The sequence below is a fragment of the Acinetobacter sp. CIP 101934 genome (genome assembly GCF_000369585.1).
Classification (GTDB): Bacteria; Pseudomonadota; Gammaproteobacteria; order Pseudomonadales; family Moraxellaceae; genus Acinetobacter; species Acinetobacter schindleri.
Genome location: NZ_KB850094.1, coordinates 2510628 through 2527864 on the forward strand (window position 1 = coordinate 2510628; position 17237 = coordinate 2527864).

Annotated in this window: 15 protein-coding genes; 1 reads left to right on the forward strand and 14 read right to left on the reverse strand. The window is 46.0% G+C overall.

What is annotated here, in order from left to right; translation table 11 throughout:
• Positions 1–2 precede the first annotated feature (2 nt).
• From nuoM to F899_RS12335, 12 genes are all read right to left on the reverse strand, one after another.
• Positions 3–1616, reverse strand: coding sequence for an NADH-quinone oxidoreductase subunit M (gene nuoM / locus F899_RS12280; protein WP_004814697.1), 1614 nt, complete (start codon positions 1614–1616; stop codon positions 3–5).
• 1 nt (position 1617) lies between these two features.
• Complete coding sequence (gene nuoL / locus F899_RS12285) at positions 1618–3507, reverse strand: NADH-quinone oxidoreductase subunit L (RefSeq protein ID WP_004814695.1); 1890 nt, start codon at positions 3505–3507, stop codon at positions 1618–1620.
• Positions 3504–3812, reverse strand: a complete 309-nt coding sequence (nuoK, locus tag F899_RS12290) for an NADH-quinone oxidoreductase subunit NuoK (RefSeq protein ID WP_004814693.1) — start codon at positions 3810–3812, stop codon at positions 3504–3506. The genes nuoL and nuoK overlap by 4 nt, the downstream gene beginning before the upstream one ends.
• On the reverse strand, positions 3812–4330 hold the full coding sequence (nuoJ, locus tag F899_RS12295; RefSeq protein WP_171058617.1) for an NADH-quinone oxidoreductase subunit J: 519 nt from the start codon (positions 4328–4330) through the stop codon (positions 3812–3814). Before nuoJ ends, nuoK begins: the two co-directional genes overlap by 1 nt.
• Entirely contained in the window at positions 4330–4872 is a 543-nt protein-coding gene (gene nuoI / locus F899_RS12300) for an NADH-quinone oxidoreductase subunit NuoI (protein ID WP_005223072.1), read from the reverse strand. Before nuoI ends, nuoJ begins: the two co-directional genes overlap by 1 nt.
• An 18-nt stretch (positions 4873–4890) precedes the next feature.
• On the reverse strand, positions 4891–5907 hold the full coding sequence (gene nuoH / locus F899_RS12305; RefSeq protein WP_004814686.1) for an NADH-quinone oxidoreductase subunit NuoH: 1017 nt from the start codon (positions 5905–5907) through the stop codon (positions 4891–4893).
• Positions 5908–5910: 3 nt separating this feature from the next.
• Entirely contained in the window at positions 5911–8589 is a 2679-nt protein-coding gene (nuoG, locus tag F899_RS12310) for an NADH-quinone oxidoreductase subunit NuoG (protein WP_005223075.1), read from the reverse strand.
• Positions 8590–8600: 11 nt separating this feature from the next.
• Positions 8601–9932 carry an NADH-quinone oxidoreductase subunit NuoF gene (nuoF, locus tag F899_RS12315; protein WP_005223076.1) on the reverse strand — a complete coding sequence of 444 codons (1332 nt, stop codon included), beginning with the start codon at positions 9930–9932 and terminating at the stop codon, positions 8601–8603.
• Positions 9929–10438: an NADH-quinone oxidoreductase subunit NuoE gene (nuoE, locus tag F899_RS12320; protein ID WP_004814680.1), complete on the reverse strand. Its 510-nt coding sequence runs from the start codon at positions 10436–10438 to the stop codon at positions 9929–9931. The genes nuoF and nuoE overlap by 4 nt, the downstream gene beginning before the upstream one ends.
• A gap of 14 nt (positions 10439–10452) precedes the next feature.
• Positions 10453–12240: an NADH-quinone oxidoreductase subunit C/D gene (gene nuoC / locus F899_RS12325; protein WP_004891702.1), complete on the reverse strand. Its 1788-nt coding sequence runs from the start codon at positions 12238–12240 to the stop codon at positions 10453–10455.
• Positions 12241–12328: 88 nt separating this feature from the next.
• Positions 12329–13009, reverse strand: a complete 681-nt coding sequence (locus F899_RS12330) for a NuoB/complex I 20 kDa subunit family protein (protein ID WP_004814676.1) — start codon at positions 13007–13009, stop codon at positions 12329–12331.
• 6 nt (positions 13010–13015) lie between these two features.
• Positions 13016–13561, reverse strand: a complete 546-nt coding sequence (locus F899_RS12335; protein WP_004814675.1) for an NADH-quinone oxidoreductase subunit A — start codon at positions 13559–13561, stop codon at positions 13016–13018.
• Positions 13562–13963: 402 nt separating this feature from the next.
• On the opposite strand from F899_RS12335, the gene F899_RS12340 reads away from it, so the two are divergent.
• The gene (locus F899_RS12340) at positions 13964–14320 is read left to right on the forward strand and encodes a hypothetical protein (protein WP_005223086.1); all 357 of its coding nucleotides are present in this window, start codon (positions 13964–13966) and stop codon (positions 14318–14320) included.
• 92 nt (positions 14321–14412) lie between these two features.
• Here the strand turns inward: F899_RS12340 and bfmS are convergent, their stop codons facing one another.
• Positions 14413–16080, reverse strand: coding sequence for a sensor histidine kinase BfmS (gene bfmS / locus F899_RS12345; protein WP_004891695.1), 1668 nt, complete (start codon positions 16078–16080; stop codon positions 14413–14415).
• Positions 16081–16122: 42 nt separating this feature from the next.
• A complete protein-coding gene (gene bfmR / locus F899_RS12350) occupies positions 16123–16839 on the reverse strand; it encodes a response regulator transcription factor BfmR (RefSeq protein WP_004891693.1) in 717 nt (238 codons plus the stop codon).
• Between the last annotated feature and the right edge of the window lie 398 nt (positions 16840–17237).

Genomic DNA, 17237 nt, shown 5'->3' on the forward strand with positions numbered 1-17237 from the left:
GCTTATTGGATCTCCACATTTTCAGCTGAAACGGCAGCTTGCTGCACAGCATCAGCTGCTTCAGACACAGGAATGTAGCTATTTGCTAACCACGCCATGCTTGAGTTTGAAATATCAAGGAAGCTTTGTGGATATAGACCAAGCCATAACAGACCAAACGCACAGATCAACAGAATTACCACTTCACGCGCATTTAAATCTTTCAGCGGATTCGTGTAATGCTGTTTTTGCTCTTCGTTTGGCGTACCAAACAGTGACTTGTGAATCATGATCAGACCGTACAGACCAGCAAACACCAAGCTGATTGCAGCAAGGATTGTATAAGTCGGATATTGACCGAATGCACCCATCAGGATCAGGAATTCACCGATGAAGTTACCTAAACCAGGAATACCCACCAACGCTGCTACGAAGAACATCAGGAAGAATGCCAAGTATGGGAACTGACCGCGCATCCCCCCCATCAGACGCATGTCACGTGTATGAACACGCTCATACACCTGACCACACATAATGAACAATGCCGCAGATGACAGGCCGTGAGCTAGCATCATGATCATCAGACCTTGGAAAGTCAGTACGTTACCTGCATAAAGTGCAAGTAGAACGAAGCCCATGTGTGAAATAGATGTGTACGCTAACAGACGTTTCATGTCGGTTTGCTGGAATGCACACCATGCACCGTAGAAAATACCAATCAGACCCAGAATGATCGCAATGTCTGCAAACTGAGCCGAAGCTGCCGGGAAGAACGGCATAACGAAACGCAGTAAACCGTACGCAGCAGTTTTAATCAGGATACCTGCAAGGTCAACAGAACCCGCTGTTGGTGCCTGAGCATGCGCATCTGGTAACCAGCCGTGCAGTGGGAAAACTGGAAGTTTGACTGCAAAACCGATGAACATACAGATCATGAAGGCATAAGCCAATGCTGGAACTTGCGTATCCAGTGTATTCGCAACACCCAACAGGAAGTTGTAGTCAAAACGGATTTCGCCAGTCATTGAGTAACCAGCAACCACCAGACCCAGGATACCAATCAGCATCACCAGACCAGCAACCTGTGTGTAGATGAAGAACTTGGTTGCAGCATATACACGTGACTTGCCTTCTGCCCCTTTATGCCCCCAAAGCGCAATCAGGAAGTAGATCGGTACCAGCATCATCTCCCAGAAGAAGAAGAACAGGAACAGGTCAATTGCCAGGAACACACCAATTACGCCACCCAAAGACCATAAAAGGTTTAAGTGGAAGAAACCAACGTTTTTCTGAATCTCACCCCATGAACAGCCGACTGCCAATACACCAAGCAGTGCAGTCAAGCCAACCATCAGTAAAGATAAACCATCCACCGCTAGGTGAATATTAATGCCCAGGGTTTGAATCCAAGGCAATTTGAACTCAGCAGCCCACGAAGGTGTAGCACCGCCTAATTCATAAACATAAGTACCGTTTTGCCAGAGAACCACGGTTAACACCAGGGTTACCAGCATCCCGATTAACGCGATATAACGCGGTAGAGACTGGTCGAGCTTGTCGACCAACCAGCATACAAAACCTGCAATGAACGGAATGAGGATCAGAGCCGGCAAAATCATGTTGTTTGGAGCTTCCATTTTATTTCCCCACTACCTGAATCACGAGCAAGATCATCAGTAGGACAACGACACCGAGCCCCATACTAGATGCATATTCACGCAGTGAACCAGTTTGACGTGAGCTGGTAAAGCTGTGACCACCTTTTACAAGTGCAGGCAGTACTAACCACAAGCCATCAATTGGATCACGACCGAACAATTTCGCGAAGAATAAATAAGGCTTCACAAAGATCAGGTCATACAGTGCATCAAAACCAAGTGCATTGCGGCAAATGTTCGCAAGACCAGCACCCAGTGAAGTTTTAGCAAACGATTTCACTGCATTATAAGCAAAGGCAAATAATACTACGCCTAGCGCAAGACCTGCCAGTGCAATACCTACCGCAATATATTCTGCAGTATGCATGCCATGCTCAAGTGCTTCAGGAATATTAAACGCAGGAACTTTAGCTGAATTCAGGATGCTTTCTACAGGTGCTTTTAATGCTGCACCCACGAAAGTAGAAAGAACCGCAAGAATCGCCAATGGACCCCAGTAAGTCACACCCTTGATTTCGTGATAAGGGGTATTTTCTTTACCGAAGAATACAACCCAGATCAGACGGAAGGTATAGATTGAAGTCAGGAATGCCCCTGCAACACCTACCCAGTACAGTGAGTTATATACTGCAACTGATTGACCTTGTACCCATACCGCACCCAGGATGGCATCTTTCGAGAAGAAGCCCACAGTGATGAATGGAATTGCAGCCAATGCACCGCCACCAATCGCGAAACAAGCAAACAGGAATTTGTTCTTGTAGAACAGACCGCCCATCTTGAAGATATTTTGTTCGTGGTGGTAAGCCAGAATCACTGCACCAGAAGACAAGAATAATAATGCCTTGAAGAATGCGTGAGTCAGCATATGGAACAGACCTGCCTGATACGCTTCAGCACCAACAGCCATAAACATATAGCCCAACTGACTCATGGTTGAGTAAGCAAGGATACGTTTGATGTCTGTTTGAACCAGCGCAGCAAAACCAGCTACAAGTAATGTCACCGCACCAGTAATCGAAATGAACATCATCACTTCAGGCGCAAGTTCAAATACTGTGAACAGACGGCAGCACAGGTAAACACCCGCTGTAACCATCGTTGCAGCGTGGATCAGGGCAGATACTGGCGTAGGACCAGCCATCGCATCTGCCAACCATGTTTGTAACGGGATCTGTGCAGATTTACCTGCAGCACCCAGGAACAACATTAATGCAGTCCAGATGGTCAGTGATGAGCTTTGAGTCATCACAGTCGCAGCATTTTCGACGATGTACTGAGTATTCAGCGTACCAAATTGCTGGAAGATCAGGAACATTGCGATCAGCAGGAATACGTCACCGACACGAGTAACAGTAAATGCTTTGATTGCAGCTAAACCGTTTTTCGGGTTCTCGTAGTAGTAACCGATCAACAGGTAAGAACACAGACCTACGCCTTCCCAGCCCAGGAACAATAATGCTAGGTTATCGCCTAGAACCAACAGCAACATGCTCGCAACGAACAGGTTGAAGTAAGAGAAGAAACGTGCGAAGTCTTCTTCACCGCGCATGTACCATGATGCAAAGATATGGATCAAGAAACCAACGCCAGTCACCATACCAAGCATTAACAGAGATAGACCGTCTAAATGCAGACTGATGCCAGGAGCAAAACTGCCTACATTGAACCAGGTCCAAAGATGCTGAACTTGAGCAACGGAACCGTTAGCCGTAAAGTCCATACCCGCGATCAGTGCAAATAATGCAGACAGACCTACGGCACCCACACCAATAATGGCTGCAACAGATTCAGGAAGCTTGTTACGCCCTGCCGCTAAAAGGACAAAACCAATGAGCGGAAATAAAATTGTTAGATATAAATAACTCATCCGCGCATCTCACTAGCAGCATCCACATCCAGATGATGGAAGCGATGATAGAACTGAAGGACGATCGCAAGACCAATACACGCCTCTGCCGCAGCCAGCGTCAGAATAAAGATGAACATGATCTGACCATCTGGCTGTGCCCAGGCACTGCCCGCCAGGACAAACGCTAAAGCAGCAGCGTTCATCATGATTTCAAGGCTCATTAGAATGAATAGCAGGTTGCGTCGCACCATTACACCGTAAAAACCCAGTGCAAAAAGAATGGATGCAACGATCAAACCATGCTCTAAAGGGATGTTGCCCATTATTTATTGTCCTCTTCTGCACCTGGTTCACGTTTGCCAAGATGGTAAGCAGCAACAAGTGCGCCTAACAGTAACATCGCAGCAACTTCTACCAATAGTAAGTACTGTGTAAAGAGCGTTTGACCAACTGCTTTAGGGCCAACGATTTCCGCACCCATCACCAGAGATGGCTGAGCGTAATCTGAGTTCAGCACCCAAACCAAGATCAGACCGATCAGGAAGCTCATGAGTGCCGGGTAAGCCCAGGCACTTGAAGTTAACCACTTACGCTCCTGCTCAATGGTTTGTTCACCCAGGTTCAGCATCATGACCACGAATACGAATAAGACCATGATCGCACCAGCATAAACGATGATCTCAAGGGCACCGGCAAACGGCGCTCCCACGATCATGAACATGCCTGCAACTGCAAGAAGTGAAACAATCAGACTTAACAAAGCATGTACCGGGTTCGCGTTAGTCACTACACGAACCGTAGAGACGATGGCCACAAGCGCCATCAGATAAAACGGCCACATCATGGTAATAGACTCCGTACATCAACAGGCGCACTTTCACGCTGTGCTTGACCTTTATCTTTACCAGTTACAGCCATACCTGTTACACGGTAGAAGTTATAGTCAGGATATTTACCAGGACCAGAAATCAGTAAGTGTTCTTTTTCATAGACTAAGTCTTGACGAACATATTCACCGAGTTCGAAATCAGGTGTCATTTGAATTGCAGTGGTTGGACATGCTTCTTCACACATACCGCAGAAAATGCAGCGTGAGAAGTTGATGCGGAAGAATTCCGGATACCAGCGGCCATCTTCTTTTTCTGCTTTTTGCAGAGAGATACAGCCTACCGGACAGGCAACCGCACACAGGTTACATGCAACACAACGCTCTTCGCCATCTGGGTCACGCGTCAATACAATACGGCCACGGAAACGTGGTGGCACGATTTCCTCGGCTGGTACTTCTGGGTACAAGATGGTGTCACGTTTGCGCGTTGCATGGCTGAACACCATGAACAACGAACGAACGATTGACCCGAATCCAGCTAGAAATTTAAACATTTTGTTCTCCCTGCTGTCTTAGGCCTGATTCATCAGAATCACAGCACCAGTCACCAAAAGGTTAACCAACGCCAATGGCAAGCAAATTTTCCAACCAAAGTTCATCACCTGGTCATAACGTGGACGCATTAATGAACCACGTGCCAGTACGAACATCATTACAAAGAATGCTGTTTTGATAATGAACCAGAATGCTGGTGGAATGAATGAAATTTCCAGGTTAAAAGGCGCTAACCAGCCACCGAAGAATAAGGTTACGATCAATGCAGAGATCAGTACGACGTTGACATATTCAGCAACGAAGAACATACCCCATTTCATACCGCCATATTCCACGTGGTAACCTTCAGCCAATTCCTGTTCTGCTTCTGGTTGGTCAAATGGATGACGGTGAGTAACCGCCACACCTGCAACCACGAAGATCAGGAAGCCAAGGAACTGAGGAATCACAAACCATACATCGCGTTGTGCTTCTACAATTTCACGCATGTTGAATGAACCAGCAATTGCCACTACACCCATCAACGAGATGCCCAGAAACACTTCATAAGAAATAGTCTGAGCTGCAGAACGTAAACCACCTAAAAGCGCGTATTTGTTATTCGATGACCAGCCACCGAACAGTACTGCATAAACTGCAATACCTGCCATTGCCATGAAGAACAACAGGCCGATGCTCATGTCTGCAACACCCAGGTAAGGTGAAACAGGAATAACCATGAACGACAGCACAGCAGTTGCCATCGCAACTGCAGGCGCCATACGGAAAGTCAGCTTGTCAGCAAATTTTGGTGTCCAGTCTTCCTTGAACATGATTTTCAGCATGTCGGCAACGATTTGGAACATACCACCTGGACCTACACGGTTAGGACCGTAACGGTCCTGCCACAAGCCCAGTAAACGACGTTCAATGAATGACATCAACGCTGCGATCAGTACCACAACCAGCAAGATCACGATCGCTTGAATGACTGAATAGGCAATTGGCCAGTTTTCAGCCCACAGCGGCGTCTGACGGATCAATTCTTGTTCCATGAATTATACTCCTACCGCGACTGAAACAGGCTCTGCAAGAGATACCGTCGGTGCTAGACCAATTGGGTAACCAATATAACCTGTAGGTAAATATTCAATCACTTGTACAGGAAGAACGATTGAAGTCTCGCCTGCTTTCACAGTGATCTTCTGACCGTCTTGCAGGTTCAAGCGTGTAGCATCCTGTTCGCCCACTGCAAATACTGCATCCGGAATACGTGATTCCATTGCTGGTGTTTTGATCGTGAATTCGCCAGAGGCAAAGATGTGATGCATCGGTACCAGACGGAAGCTTTCAGCGTTCACAAGCACAGGTGCTGGTGCAACGAAAGTACGCGCTGGACGTTTCGGTAACAGGTCGAACAGACGGATACCAGAATCACCACCTTTCAGATGACCACCCACTTTATCCTGGAATTTGTTCCAGGCTTGTGGAGAGTTCCAGCCCGCTGACCATGCAAATGGAACCAGTGGAGATGGAGTCTGGTCACCCACATAACCTTCCATCGAGAAGGTTAACGCAGTGTCTTGGTCAGTCGGCTGTTTTGGCTCGTGTACAGAAAGCGGTGCACGCATTGCAGTACGGCCAGAATAACGACGTGGTTCACGTGCAACTTTCAGACCATGAACACGGAAGCCCGCGTCTGGAGCAACGTCTTGAATCGCTTCAAGTGCAGGAACATTTTTTGCTACTGCATCAATCACGTCATCAAGTACAGTCCAGGAAATTGGCTGACCTTTCACACCAGTTTCAATGGCATGCAACCAGCGCCAAGATTCTTTGATGGCCAGTTCAGGATTGTAATAGCTTGGGTCATACACTTGATAGAAACGTTGTGCACGGCCTTCTTGAGAAACAACCGTACCATCACCTTCAGCAAACGATGCAGCAGAAAGTACGATATTGGCTTTCTTCACTGTCTCAGTTTCAGAATGATCAAGCACGATCACTTCTTTACCTGCCAGTGCAGCATCTACCTGAGCGGTTGGTAAACGACGGTAAAGGTCGTTTTCAACAATCACCACAGTGTCGTAATCTTGAGCGAATGCTTGTTCAAGACTGTGACCACCGAAAATTGCCAGCCCCATCGAATTCACTTCAGGAATAGTCAAAGTCAGACCAGCATTACCAAGGTTCTGTGCAACCTGTGCAGCAGCTTCCATGATCGCAGCGTCTTGCAAGCTAGTACCAGAAACAATCAGTGGTTTCTTCGCAGCTTTCAGCGTATCTGCAATCGTTTGTGCAAATGCTTTGGCATCGTCATCTAAACCCAGGATGCTTTCGCCTTTCACACCTGCTGCAATCGCAAAACCTAAACGCGCGATGTCGTTTGGAGATGCAACCACTTCACCTGTTGCTACGTCAGCTAGACGTGTTTGTGTTGCTGCCAAAATGTAAATCGGAGATTTTGCATCTTGCGCAATACGTTGAACAGGCTCAGCCAGCCAGTCTGGTGTACGGCGTTCTGCCGCCATTTCTTTACCTTTGTTCTTCGCAGCTTGGCGAACAGATAAAGCCATGCGTGGCGCAGTTTGAGTCAGATCTTCACCCAGAATCAGAACAGCATCGTAGCTTTCGATTTCACGCATGTTCGGGTTATAAACACCCTCGGTTTGCATGATTGATGCAGCCAGTTCAACCAGGTTTTGCTCTTTTTGAGACATACCCGTTGAGTAGTTGTCCTGACCAACCAACTCGCGTAATGCATAGTTGGTTTCAAGTGACGCACGTGGAGAGCCGATACCCAGAACTTTTTTGCCTTGGATATTTGCAATCACAGTATCCAGTGCAGTATCAACTGAAATAGTTTCTACATTGTTACCTGTACGGAACTGTGGCTGACGTGGACGATCTTCACGGTTTACGTAACCTGTACCGAAACGACCTTTGTCGCATAGGAAGTACTGGTTAACATCACCATTGAAACGGTTTTCTACACGACGCAATTCACCATAACGCTCACCAGGAGAGATGTTACAACCTGAAGAACAGCCATGACATACGCTAGGCGCATACTGCATGTCCCATTTACGGTTATAGCGTGCTGAGTGAGTCTTATCGGTGAATACACCAGTCGGACATACTTCAGTCAGGTTACCCGAGAATTCAGATTCCAAAGTGCCTGATTCTGGACGGCCGAAGTACACACGTGATGCATTGGCATATACGCCAAAGTCGGTACCGCCAGCATAATCTTTGTAGTAACGCACACAACGGTAACATGCGATACAACGGTTCATCTCGTGCGCAATAAACGAACCAAGTTCTTGGTTGTAATGCGTACGCTTGGTGAAACGGTAGCGACGACGGTCATGCTGTGTCATTACTGTCATATCTTGCAGGTGACAGTGACCACCCTCTTCACAGACTGGACAGTCGTGCGGGTGGTTGGTCATCAAGAATTCAACAATCGAAGCACGAAAATCTTTCGCTTCTTTGTCTTCAATCGAGATGTAGGTATTGTCAGACGCAGGCGTCATACATGACATGACCAAACGGCCACGCGTATCTTCTGGATTCGCGTACTGGGTCACAGCACATTGACGGCAAGAGCCGACAGAACCTAAGGATGGATGCCAACAAAAGTATGGGATGTCGATGCCCAGACTCAAACATGCTTGTAGCAAGTTCTCTGAGCCGTTGACTTCATACGATTTTCCATCGACATGAATTGTAGCCATAGTCGAATTCCTTAAGCTTGTTCTACGTTGCTGGTTTGAGCTGCGGCATTCACCACTTTTGCTTCAAACTCGCCACGGAAATGTTTGAGTGCGCCCATTAACGGTTCCATCGCACCTGGTGCGTGAGCACAGAAAGTTTTACCAATCCAAAGCTTACGGGTAAGCTCTTGTAAGTGATCGATATCTTCTTTCTTACCTGTACCATCTTCTAGTGCTTTAAGCGCTTTCACCGCCCAAGGTAAGCCATCACGGCAAGGCGTACAGAAACCACATGATTCGCGTGCAAAGAATTCTTCTAGGTTACGTGTCGCTGAAACCATACATTGGGTTTCATCTACCACCATCAATAAGCAAGTTCCTAAACGCGAACCTGCCTTCATGATGCTTTCCGCATCCATAGGAAGATCAATATGCTCGGCAGCCAGGAAGTCAGTTGATGCACCGCCCGGTAACCATGCTTTCAGTTTCAAACCGTCGCGCATACCACCCGCATGATCTTCAATCACTTCACGTGCAGTGGTACCAAATGGAAGTTCCCATAGACCAGGGAATTTAACTTTACCTGATGCACCGTAGATTTTTGTACCTGGATCTTTCGATTTACCCGCAGATAAGCCAATGTACCATTCAGGACCACGCAGCATGATTGCTGGCAAGTTGTTGTAGGTCTCTACGTTGTTGACAATCGTAGGGCGACCCCAAGCACCTGCGACCTGCGGGAATGGTGGTTTGGTACGCGGATTGGCACGGCGACCTTCAAGCGAGTTAATCAATGCGGTTTCTTCACCACAGATATAACGGCCTGCACCGGTATGCACGTGTAATTCGAAGCTCCAGCCTGAATCCAGGATATTGTCACCCAAGTAACCTTTGGCACGAACTTGTTCAAGTGCTTCATTTAAGTACTGAGCAGCTTCGATGTATTCACCACGGATGAAGATATAACCATGGGTTGCTTCCAGCGTATAACCTGCAATCAACATACCTTCAATCAGCTGGTGTGGAAGATCTTCCATCAACAGACGGTCTTTGAAAGTACCTGGTTCCATTTCATCGGCATTACAAATCAGGTAACGAGGACCTGAATTGTCATTTGGCGCCATTAAGGACCACTTGATACCTGCCGGGAAGCCTGCACCACCGCGACCCTTAACAGTCGCTGCTTTAATGATTTCAAGCACATCTTTAGGCGGCATGGTCAGTGCTTTCTTAAAGCCTGCATAACCTTCTAAAGCTTCGTAGTCATCAACATTACGAACATTGGCTTGTTTGCTCAAACGCCAGGTCAATGGATGCGTTTCTGGATTACCGTCGCCATAAATTGGTTTTGGTTCAGTATTCATACATACTTCTCCAATAACTGTTTAATTGAGGTCACTTCAACCAGACCATGAGTATCTTCATCAATCATCAGGGTTGGACCTTTGTCACAGTTACCTAAGCAGCAGATTGGTAGCAAAGTAAAACGACCATCAGCGGTTGTTTGACCAAACGAAATCCCCAATTCACGCTGAAAAGCTTCTGCTAAAGTTTCCGCACCCATCAAGAAGCACGCAATAGAGTCACATAACAGGATCACATGACGGCCTACCGGCTGACGGTAAATACGGTTATAGAAAGTCGCAACACCTTCAAGGTCGGCAAGGCTCATGCTCAGCATCTGCGCGATGGCATTCATCTGTGCATCGTCTACCCAGCCATTGCGACGCTGTACACACTTCAGCGCATCTAGGCACGCTGCACGTGGGTACGGATAGTGACCAATGTGATGTTCAATCTCGTGGATTTCGTCAGCTGTCAAAATCCCTTCAACATTCACACGTGGCTTTTTATCAGTCAAAATCATCATAAAGCGTTTACCCCTTAGCGATCCACGTCAGCCATTACGACGTCAATTGTCGCTAAATAAATGATTAAGTCAGACATCAGACTGCCGTTAATCACGGAAGGCATTTGCTGCAAGTGGGTGAAGGTCGGTGTACGGATACGGGTACGGTAACTCATGGTTGACTTGTCTGAAGTCAAGTAGTAGTTCGATGCACCTTTTACCACTTCCGCCATTACAGATGCTTCACCTGCAGGCATTACAGGACCCCATGACACGCTCAGGAAGTGCGTAATCAAGGTTTCAATATCTTGTAAAGTCTTGTCTTTTGGTGGTGGAACAGCCAGTGGGTGATCCGCTTTGTATGCACCAGACGGCATATTGTCCAGACATTGCTTGATGATTTTCAGCGATTGTTCAATTTCACGATAGTGAACGATCACACGTGCATAGGCATCGCCTTCGTACTCCACCGGCACTTCGAAATCGTAGTTTTCATAACCACTGTATGGACGGTATTTACGTACGTCAAAGTCGATACCTGTTGCACGCAAACCAGTACCTGTTACGCCCCAAGCCAATGCAGATTTTGCATCGTATTGCGCAACGTTACGGGTACGGCCTTCAAATACTGAGTTTTTTAGTGCTGCAGTGTGGTATTCCTTCAAACGTTTTGGCATCCAATCCAGGATTTCACGGATCAGGTGCTGCCAGTTGTTTGGAAGGTCATGCGCAGTCCCGCCGATACGGAACCATGCTGGATGCATACGGTAACCAGTGATCGCTTCAATCGCGTCATAGATCTTTTGACGGTCGGCGAACATATAGAATACTGGCGTCATACCACCGGCATCCTGAATCGCAGTACCGATATACAGCAAGTGGTTATTGATACGGAACAGTTCCGACATCATGACACGGATACATTGCGCACGCTCAGGCACAGTAATGCCCGCCATTTGCTCTACACCCATCACGTATGGCATGTTCTGCGCACAACCACCAAGGTAGTCGACACGGTCTGTATACGGAATGAATGAATGCCAGGTTTGACGTTCAGCCATCTTTTCCACACCACGGTGGTGATAGCCAATATCTGGTACGCAGTCTTTAATTTCTTCACCGTCCATCTGCAAAATCACACGGAATGCACCATGCGCAGACGGGTGGTTAGGACCCAGGTTCAGGAACATGAAGTCTTCATCGGCTGTGCCGCGTTTCATGCCCCAGTCTTCAGGAACGAAACGAAGATGTTCCTGTTCGTAGTCCTGCTTCGCCTGGTTCTGACGGTACGGGGTATATTCAGTCGCACGTGCAGAATATTCTTTACGAAGTGGATGACCTTCCCAGTAAGTTGGCAACAGGATACGACGGAGCATTGGATGCCCTTCGAAGTTGATGCCAAACATATCGTAGGCTTCACGTTCGTACCAGTTGGCATTTGGCCAGATGTTGGTTGCAGTCGGGATATTGAGATCGCTCTCACTCAATGCAACTTTAATACGGATGTCCGTATTACGCTCTAGCGACAACAGGTGATAGAACACGGTGAAGTCAGACGCAGGTAAACCGTCGCGGTGCGTACGCAGACGCTCATCTACCGCTGACAGGTCGAACAACATCACGTATGGACGTGACACTGTACGCAAGAACATTAAAACGTCTTGTACACGTGCGCGCTCAACCCAAACCGTCGGGAAATCCTCGAAAGTTGTTTGCACATAGAAGTTCTCACCAAACTTGGTTTTGAGCTCTTCTACAATTGCAAATGCAGGGCGGGAATCAACAGATGTTGATTCTGGCATAGCAATGTCAGTTTCAGCCATTGGCTTGGCTTCCTATTTAATACAAATTCAGTCAACCTAAACGACAACTACACCCAAGTCGGGTGCATAAAGAAATTTGTCGCTTAAATTATTTAATTTCATCCATTGAGCGCAGATTTTTCACAGCAATACGCTGATCTTTCTTACGGTCACGTTCTGGCATCATCTTTGGCTTATACACTGGCTGAAGATCATCACCAATCACCGCAGAAAGCGGACGACGCTCAAGTTGAATCTGGTCTTGCAATAGCATGAGTGCTTGAATCAATGCTTCAGGACGTGGCGGGCAACCTGGAATGTACACATCCACCGGAATAATTTTATCCACGCCTTGTACAACTGAATAAATGTCGTACATACCACCTGAGTTGGCACATGCACCCATTGAAATAACCCATTTCGGTTCAAGCATCTGTTCATACAGACGTTGAATCACCGGAGCCATTTTCACGAAGCAGGTACCTGCAACAATCATCAAATCCGCCTGACGCGGTGAAGCACGAATAACTTCGGCACCGAAACGTGACAAGTCATGCACGCCGGTTAAGGTCGTTGCATACTCTACGTAGCAGCAAGATGTACCAAAGTTGAACGGCCAAACTGAGTTCTTACGACCCCAGTTTACTGCAGTGTGCAGCACATCTTCTAAGCGAGTCATGAATACGTTTTTATTCACTTCTTCTTGTAGTAACGGATCGTCGACAACAATACGTTCCTGAAGTGGATATTGATCAGCATCCGGATTCGCACGGGTTAGAGTGTATTTCATCCCGGGTTACTCCTTATCAGATAATGGAGCCGGTGAACCTTTCACACGACCAGATGATTGAGCTGGAATTTGACCAGTCGGGTCTATAACCAATTCTTCAATTGAGTTGAAGCGAGTGATTTCTGCGATATCCATGTTTGGCGAACCAATCTTAGTTTTAACTCCTGTCGCCTTACGTTTGTCTGAAGGTGCCCAGTTAAGTGCGCCGGTGGATAATTCGTAAATCAAACCGACAAGTAAAACTAAAATAAAGATAGCTGCAGTTGCAAAACCAATCCAACCCACTTCACGAACAGAAACTGCCCATGCATATAGATAAAGTGCTTCTAAATCGAATACGACGAAGAAGATTGCAACTAAATAGAATTTTGCAGACAAGCGGATACGAGCTCCACCTGCGCTGACTACGCCTGACTCAAACTGCTCCTGCTTGGCACGGCCCCATGATTTACCCCCGAGGAGTAATGGGACAGTAAGCATAAAGACGCATAAAAATGTAACGCCGATCACGAAGGCAATAATTGCCCATTCGTATGGAGTAATGGCACTCATGCGGGGATAACTCCTGGCAGGCCTATGTATTAACAAAGAATGTATGTATTGGCCTTCAAATACACCAAACACAAAATTAATCCCGCCAATTGTACCTGATTTTGGATTTCACTTGCTAGCTTATAAGCCTTAGTCTTTTGGATGATTTTTTAGACGAATACCCGATTTTTCTAGGTTCTATCGCCCATGTTGCGAAATAATCGCTTTAATAAATCAAAAACAATAAATTCATTATTTTTTCCAAAATCAGTTTAATTGTTTTAATCGCTGATTCTACTGAAACATAATTACTGCCTGTGAATTGTGTACTTTTTGCAACCACTTGCCTCTGCAACTTCATCCCTTTATCACTTTGTGTTATTCCTATAAACAGCATAAAAATGAACAAGAAGGATTGAATATATGAGTTTAAAATTTACCCATAAACCTGATTATTTTCTCTATGCCCAGCTGTTTGTTCGACATCTTGAAAACTATATTGTGAAGCATCCTGAGGAAAACACTCCTAATTTCAACTTGCAGGATATTTATGATCTGTTTGGCAAGGATTTCGCTTCTGCCTCGACAAATTTAGAAGGCATTTTAAATATTGCTGATGAATATCGCGTGGAAACTCTGCATGGCGACCAAAAACTGATTCAAGGCTATAGCATCGATGGAAAGTACAATAACCTTCTGATGAATCTGAATTCGGAAGCGGCCAAAAGTTTACGCGAAGGTAAACCGATCATTGAGCCCGATGCTGAAATCCATGAATAAAGCGAATTATAAAACCTGAGTGCTTTTATTAATTAGCCTCAATAAAAAAACGATGCGGATGCATCGTTTTTTTATAATCCACAGACACCTTTTTATAAGGAATCCAGGTCTTCTTTATGCTCTTCAACAGCCTTAAAGCGGGATTTCTTCTTATAACGTTGAGCTGGCCAGCTCATGGTAAAGCGTGCACCACCCAGCTTAGGACTTTGATCTACTTCGACCTTGCCACCAAACCAGAAGGCAATCCGGCTAACAATCGACAAACCCAGGCCATAACCACCAGATGCACGGGTACGACTGTCATCCAGGCGAGAGAAGGCTTCAAAGACGCGAGCACGATCTTCTTCCGGAATCCCCGCACCATCATCTTCTACACAGATATAAGCCTGATGATTGGCATCAATACCACCGCTAATCATGATTCTTTCATCACAATAGCGCACAGCATTCCCCACCAGATTTTGTACCACACGATGTAGATAACGACGCTCGGCCTCAACCTCGATATCCATCGGCACCTGATGCAGCTCAACCTTCTTGCCAGTTTTTAGCGCTTCAGTTTCAGCTACAACCTGATCCAGCACTTCATGCAGATTAATCTTCTCGAAATCAAGGGAAGGTGTACCCTGCTCCAGTTTGGCATAGGTCATGATCTCATCAATCAGCTTGTTCAAGGCCTCGATGTCTTTATCGATCTGTTCCATCTGTTGCAGACGATATTCATAATCATCTTCATCCGCCAGCATTTCCATGGCAAAACGGATCCGTGCAACAGGTGTCCGCAGTTCATGTGAAACTGCACGCATCAACTCACGCTGGGCTTCGATCAGACGCTGAATATGATCTGACATGGCGTTATAGCTGGATGCCAATAATGCCATTTCATCCTTACCATCTATCGCCAGTCGTACCGACATGTTACCGGACTTCATCTTGTTCAAGGCATAGCTAACTTCACGCAGCTTACGTTGCATCGGCACCAGCAAACCATATACCCCCAGACTCAGCACAAACATGCTTAGCAAGGTAATCCCGGCTGCCAACTGAAATGGCATCCAGTTAAACAAAGGCACAGGCCCCATCACCAATACTTCGGAAACAGAGCTTGGAATTGGTGAAACAATTGAAATGGTAGTACCGCGAATCGTGGCACTATCCCGGTAGAGGATAATACTGTGATCTAGACGTAGACGACCAATCTGCTCTGAATCGAGCGGCAGACTCTGCACATCCTGAATACTGATTGGATAAGAAAAATACTTCTGGATCTTTTCCAGATATTCTTTTTCCTGACCTGGGTAATAAACCAGATAGTCCAGAATAAATACCGGCAGCGCCTTCATCTGACGCTCGGTAATATTATCTGCTTTTATATATAGAAAATGCTTTGGATCATCACGCAGCCCAATGACCACATAAGCCACTGAGGTTTGTGCATCCCAACGCACTACCGCCTTACGGTCTTCAATACGACGTTTCTCTGCACGGGTCAGATCAACTTTTTCAGCTTCTACATAATAGATCGGAAGCTCCAGCAAATCTGAAGCATCCGAAATCCAGTCCAGTTTCTGCTGCATATTCGGCTGGCGTGCTACCCCTTCACTCATGATATAGGCCATACCATCAGTCAGGGACTCACGATATACCTGCGCCCGCTGGTAGTTAATAATCTGCACCAACAGATAGCCGAACAGGGTCACCAGGAGTACCAGAATGACAAGTCCTGCATAAATACGCAAAAATATATTGTGTTTGAACACTTATAAGCTTTCCCGCTTATTCAGCTTAGGAATGGCATGTATTTACATGCCATTGGTTTCCTTAACGAACAGATAACCTTTACTACGAACTGTTTTAATACGTTTAGGGTTTTCTGGATCGTCCCCAATTTTCGGACGGATGCGCGAAATACGAACATCAATTGAACGGTCCTGGCCATCATATTCAATGCCACGAAGACGTTCAAAAATATCTTCACGCGAAAGAATACGGCCTGCATTTGATGCAAGCAACCACAACAGATCATATTCTGCACTGGTAAAGTCTACCAATTCACCATTCAAGGTCACAGAACGGCCACCATTGTCGATCACAAGATCGTCAAATTCAATACGTTGAGCCACTTCATCTTCAGGTACTTTATCAGTACGACGCAACAAGGCACGAATACGCGCCAATAGCACACGCGGCTGAACCGGTTTAGCGACATAGTCGTCCGCACCCATTTCCAAACCCAATACCTGATCCATATCTTCAGTGCGTGCAGTCAGCATCAAAATCGGTTGATGATAATGTGGACGAACTTCACGACAGATGGTCAATCCATCCGCACCTGGCAACATAACATCTAAAACTACCATGTCTGGCTGCTCGGCGATAATGCGGCGAATCGCACGATTACCGTCGGGCTCTACCCCTACCTCAAGTCCGTTACGAATAAGATATTCTTGAGTTAAACGAGCAAGACGCTCATCATCTTCAACGATTAGAATTTTGGGTAACTTTTCTTCTTGGCTCATATATTGTGCACCTTTATTCGATGGACGTATCCTTTTGAAATCTGATAGATACGGTGGATATAGCAAGCAATATACACACGTTTACATTGTAAACAAGATAGCGTTCACCAAACTGATACATCAAAGTAGCATTTTGTAATATTTTTTTGCAGATATTTCTGTTAGCGACATTTTTTATACAAAACATTGAACAAATCTAGGCTAGGCAACCGTCTATCTGAATAAAAAGTACCCCTCAATTTGCTCAAAAAGAGTTATCCACAATGTTATCTATAAGGACTTCTTGCCAGCTTTGTTATGCTATGCCTTGCCGAATAAGGCTTGCACCAAGATGATAAAAAAAAGGATTTTTTTAATAAAGTTTCTCAGGTTGTTTCACTAAAATATTTATTAAAATG